General features: G+C 66.0%; 4 protein-coding genes and 1 pseudogene. 3 read left to right on the top strand and 2 right to left on the bottom strand.

What is annotated here, in order from left to right:
* Positions 1–137: 137 nt before the first annotated feature.
* Positions 138–335, bottom strand: coding sequence for a YbdD/YjiX family protein (locus ACEN88_RS24195; protein WP_413343761.1), 198 nt, complete (start codon positions 333–335; stop codon positions 138–140).
* A complete protein-coding gene (locus tag ACEN88_RS24190) occupies positions 335–2410 on the bottom strand; it encodes a carbon starvation CstA family protein (protein WP_413343759.1) in 2076 nt (691 codons plus the stop codon). Before ACEN88_RS24190 ends, ACEN88_RS24195 begins: the two co-directional genes overlap by 1 nt.
* A 212-nt stretch (positions 2411–2622) precedes the next feature.
* Here ACEN88_RS24190 and ACEN88_RS24185 point away from each other — a divergent pair, with 212 nt between their 5' ends.
* From ACEN88_RS24185 to ACEN88_RS24175, 3 genes and pseudogenes are all read left to right on the top strand, one after another.
* Positions 2623–3981: a cache domain-containing protein gene (locus ACEN88_RS24185; protein ID WP_413343757.1), complete on the top strand. Its 1359-nt coding sequence runs from the start codon at positions 2623–2625 to the stop codon at positions 3979–3981.
* Positions 3982–4620: a response regulator gene (locus tag ACEN88_RS24180; RefSeq protein WP_413343755.1), complete on the top strand. Its 639-nt coding sequence runs from the start codon at positions 3982–3984 to the stop codon at positions 4618–4620. It abuts the gene before it with no gap.
* A gap of 120 nt (positions 4621–4740) precedes the next feature.
* Positions 4741–5002, top strand: a pseudogene (locus ACEN88_RS24175) (hypothetical protein); the annotation flags it as partial.

The raw sequence follows: 5002 nt of genomic DNA, 5'->3' as shown, positions 1-5002 counted from the left end.
AATCAACCGCCCCCCCCCCACATCTACCCCTCTCTATGCGTCGGCCGCGTCAGATGTGTATAACACACCGGCCGATAAAACATCGCCCCCGGCGAAGCGGGGGCGACGATATATTGCGTTACGGTAAAAGTGCTAACTCAGCAACAACCCCCGCGCTTGCCGCTACCGTACCGCGCTTCCTGGCGCTCGCGGAAGAATTCCTCGTAGCTCATGACCGGCTGATCCGGATGGTTCTTCTCCATGTGCGCCACATAGGTGTCGTATTCCGGCAGGCCGACCATCAGGCGCATGCTTTGCCCGAGATAGCGGCCAGCCTGTGCGAGCGCGCCAAGCATCACTGCACCTCGGCCATCGAGGCGGCGGGCGCCGCGACGAAAGGCGTCTCCTGGGCGCTCGGTTTGGCGTTCTTGCGCGCCGCCAGCGCCGTGCGGATGCCGTACAGCAGCACCGCGATCACGACGACCATGAAGAAGCCGCACAGCGTGGCATCGACGTAGTCGTTGAAGATGATGCGGCTCATCTGGTCGAGCGACTTGGCCGGCGCCAGCACCTGGCCCTGGTCGAGCGCGGCCTGGAACTTGTGGGCGTGGGCCATGAAGCCGACCTTGACGTTCGGGTCGAAGATCTTCAGCCAGCCGGCCGACAGCGTGCAGATCAGCAGCCAGATGGTCGGCACGATCGAGACCCACGCGTACTGGCCGCGCTTCATCTTGAACAGCACGACGGTGCCCAAGGTGAGGGCGATACCGGCCAGCATCTGGTTGGCGATGCCGAACAGCGGCCACAGCGTGTTGATGCCGCCCAGCGGATCGACGACGCCCTGGTACAGGAAGTAGCCCCACGCGGCGACGCACAGGCCGGTGGCGATCAGGTTCGCCGGCAGCGACTCCGTGCGCTTGAACGACGGGACGAAGGCGCCCAGCAGGTCTTGCAGCATGAAGCGGCCGGCGCGCGTGCCCGCGTCGACGGCGGTCAGGATGAACAGCGCTTCGAACAGGATCGCGAAGTGGTACCAGAACGCCATCATGACCTTGCCGCCGATGACGTTCGACAGGATGTGGGCCATGCCGACGGCCAGCGTCGGGGCGCCGCCGGCGCGCGAGATGATGGTGTGCTCGCCGACGTCCTTCGCGATCTGCGTCAGCTGGTCGGGCGTGATCACGAAGCCCCAGTTCGAGACCGCGGCGGCGGCCGTCTGGGCGGTGGTGCCGATCACGGCGGCCGGGCTGTTCATCGCGAAGTAGACGCCCGGGTCGATGGTCGACGCGGCGACGAGGGCCATGATGGCGACGAACGATTCCATCAGCATGCCGCCGTAGCCGATGAAGCGGGCATGCTGCTCGTTCTCGATCATCTTCGGCGTGGTGCCCGACGAGATCAGCGCGTGGAAGCCGGACACGGCGCCGCATGCGATGGTGATGAACAGGAACGGGAACAGCGAGCCGGACCAGGCCGGACCGGTGCCGTCGATGAAGCGGGTGATCGACGGCATCTGCATCATCGGGGCGACGAACACGATGCCCAGCGCGAGGCCGACGATGGTGCCGATCTTGAGGAAGGTCGACAGGTAGTCGCGCGGCGCCAGCAGCAGCCAGACGGGGATCACGGAGGCGACGAAACCGTAGCCGATCAGCATCCAGGTCAGCTGGGTGCCGTTGAACGTGAACATCGGACCCCAGGTGGCGGAATCGTGCACGTACTGGCCGCCGACGATGGCGCCGATCAGCAGCACGAAGCCGATCAGCGACACCTCGCCGATGCGGCCCACGCGGATGTAGCGCGAATAGATGCCCATGAACAGCGCGATCGGGATCGTCGCCATCACGGTGAACGAACCCCAGGGCGAACCGGCCAGGGCCTTCACGACGATCAGCGCCAGCACGGCCAGGATGATCACCATGATCATGAAGGTGCCGAACAGGGCGATCACGCCGGGGATCTCGCCCATTTCCGACTTGATCAGGTCGCCGAGCGAGCGGCCGTCGCGGCGCATCGAGATGAACAGCACCATGAAGTCCTGCACGGCGCCCGCGAACACGACGCCGGCCAGGATCCACAGCATGCCGGGCAGGTAGCCCATCTGCGCGGCGAGCACGGGGCCGACGAGCGGACCGGCGCCGGCGATCGCGGCGAAGTGGTGGCCGAACAGCACGTAGCGGTTCGTCGGCACGAAGTCGAGGCCGTCGTTGTACTTGTACGCCGGGGTTTGCCGGCGCGGGTCGAGGCCCATCACCTTGTCGGCGATGAACAGGCTGTAGAAGCGGTACGCGATCAGGTAGACGCAGACGGCGGCCATGACGACCCAGACCGCGTTGATGGATTCGCCGCGCTTGAGGGCGACGTAGGCGAGCGAGACGGCGCCCACGAGCGAAAGCGCAGCCCATCCGAGCCGGCTTGTTAGACGTTTCATTATTGACTCCTCCGATTTTGGATGCGCTGCCCGACCGGTCGATGCCGGCTTACACGAACAGCAGCGTGCCTGTCAGTATCTTGCACGGGTCGGCTCGGTACAAGCGCATGATTACGCAGCGCTCTACGTAGTCCTACGTAGGCAAGCTTTGCAAGCAGCAACAGCTGATCGGTCGTACAATTTCATGTTACGACTATTTCGACGCGCACGGCATGCAATTACGGCAGAAGGTCATCTTTCTCGCGATCGCCCCGCTGATCGTGGCGCTGTGCGCGATCGCCCTGTTCGTCCGGCAGCAGGCGATCGCGCTCGCGCACGAGCAGCACGCCACCATCCAGCGGGCCTACCTGGCCAGCAAGCAGGCGGAACTGCGGCATTACGTGGATCTCGCGTCGCACTCGATCGCCCACCTGACCGCGTCCGGGCGCAACGACCCGGCCACGCTGGCCGAGGCCAAGCGCATCCTGCAATCCCTGAGCTTCGGCGACGACGGCTATTTCTTCGTCTACGACATGGACGGCCGCAACCTGATGCATCCGCGCCAGCCGGAGCTGGTCGGACGCGACCTGTGGAACCTGCACGACCAGTTCGGCGCGCCGACCATCCAGAACATCGTCGCCGTCGCGAAGCAGGGCGGGGGACTCGTGCGCTACAACTGGGTCAAGCCGTCCACGAACAAGTCCGCGCCCAAGCTCGGCTACGTCGTGCCGGTGCCGCAATGGGGCTGGATCATGGGCAGCGGCCTGTATCTCGACGACGTGCAGGCCGCGCTCGACCAGGTCGACGCCCAGCAGTCGCGCAACATCGAGACGACGATGTGGTGGATCGCCGGCCTCGCCATCCTCGCCACGCTCGTCATCGGCGGCGCCGGCCTCGCGTTGAACATCAGCGAGTCGCGCGTGGCCGACACCAAGCTGAAGGCGCTGGCGCAGCGCGTCGTCGATTCGCAGGAGCAGGAACGGGCGCGCCTGTCGCGCGACCTGCACGACGGTATCAGCCAGTGGCTCGTGTCGATCAAGCTGCAGATCGAGGCCGGCATCATCCGCATGAAGGGCACGCCGGACCAGCAGCGCCAGGCCCACGCCAGCTTCGAGCGCACGGCGGAAGAACTCAACAAGGTGCTGGGTGAAGTGCGGCGCATTTCGCACGACCTGCGGCCGACGCTGCTGGACGACCTCGGACTCGCGGCGGCGCTCGACCACCTGGCCGAGGAATTCTCGCAGCACAGCGGCATGCCCGTGACGTTCGACGTGACGGGCGACGCCGAGCACCTGCCGCAGACCGTCGGCACGGTGTTGTTCCGCATTGCCCAGGAAGCGCTGACGAACATCGAGCGGCACGCGGGCGCGCGCCACATCGACCTGGCGCTGCATGCCGGCGGCGGCCGCGTGCTTTTGACCATCGCGGACGACGGCGCCGGCTTCGACGCCGAGGGCGTGGCCACGCACCCGCAACGCGGCATCGGCCTGCGCAACATGATGGAGCGGCTGGACGCGATCGGCGGCCACCTCGACATCGCATCGTCCGCGGCCGGCACCACCGTGTGCGCGAGCGTCGAACTGGAGACCTGAATGACCGAGAAGACCGTCCACATCATGCTGGTCGACGACCACCCCCTCGTGCGCGACGGCCTGCGCGCGCGGCTGGAAGCGGTACCTCACTTCCGCGTCGTGGCGGAAGCGGATTCCGGCTTTGATGCGCTGGCGCTCGCGGGGAGCACACGCATCGACCTCGTGCTGATGGATATCACCATGCGCGACGGCAGCGGCATCGAAGCCACCGCGCGCCTGTACGCGAACTATCCGGACATCGCGGTGCTGATCCTGTCCATGCACGACAAGCTGGAATACGTCACGCAGGCGATGCAGGCGGGGGCGCGCGGCTACGTGCTGAAGGATGCGCCGGGCAAGGACATCGTCCTCGCCATCGACACCGTCGTGGCCGGCGGCATCTACTACAGCGCCGCCGTCGCGCGCCAGCTCGCGCGCCCGGCCGCGCAGGACAACCAGCTGACCTCGCGCGAACAGGAAGTGCTGCGCCACATCGCCAACGGCGAGTCGAACAAGCAGATCGCGAAGGCGCTCGACCTGTCCGTGCGCACCGTCGAGACGCATCGCCTGAACATCAAGCGCAAGCTCGGCATCGAAGGGCAGGCGGAGCTGATCAAGTTCGCCCTGCAGCATGGCCGCGTCGGCGGCGCGGGTGCGTAAATATATCTGTAAAACCGTGTCCTAGAGGAAACAGAAACAGTTGCTTTCCAATAAGCCGTGCTCTACCATTAGCTGGTTACTATCAATGCATATCCGCTAATGTCCAGCGCCCCGTTCCCGGTGGTTGAAGTACGCTCCGTCGCCAACGCGCAGAACGAGTGGGTCGCTCTGTTGCTTGGCACGCCGGGAGCAGGACTCGACGATCCCGCGTTGCAGGGCCTGTTCGGCACGCCGGACCTGCTGGCCGCCATCGCCCCCCTCGACTGCATCGTGCTGCTGGACGATGCGGCTGTCCTGACGCCGCCCGTCCTGAACGTGCTGCCGGCCAACCGCGTGCTGCTGGCCGTGCGCGCGGACGCGCTGGCGACGGACGGCACGGCGC

It is taken from the genome of Massilia sp. CT11-108 (genome assembly GCF_047302915.1).
Classification (GTDB): domain Bacteria; phylum Pseudomonadota; class Gammaproteobacteria; order Burkholderiales; family Burkholderiaceae_D; genus Telluria; species Telluria orientalis.
Note: the sequence above shows the minus strand (reverse complement) of the source record. Positions and strands in the feature narration are given on the sequence as shown.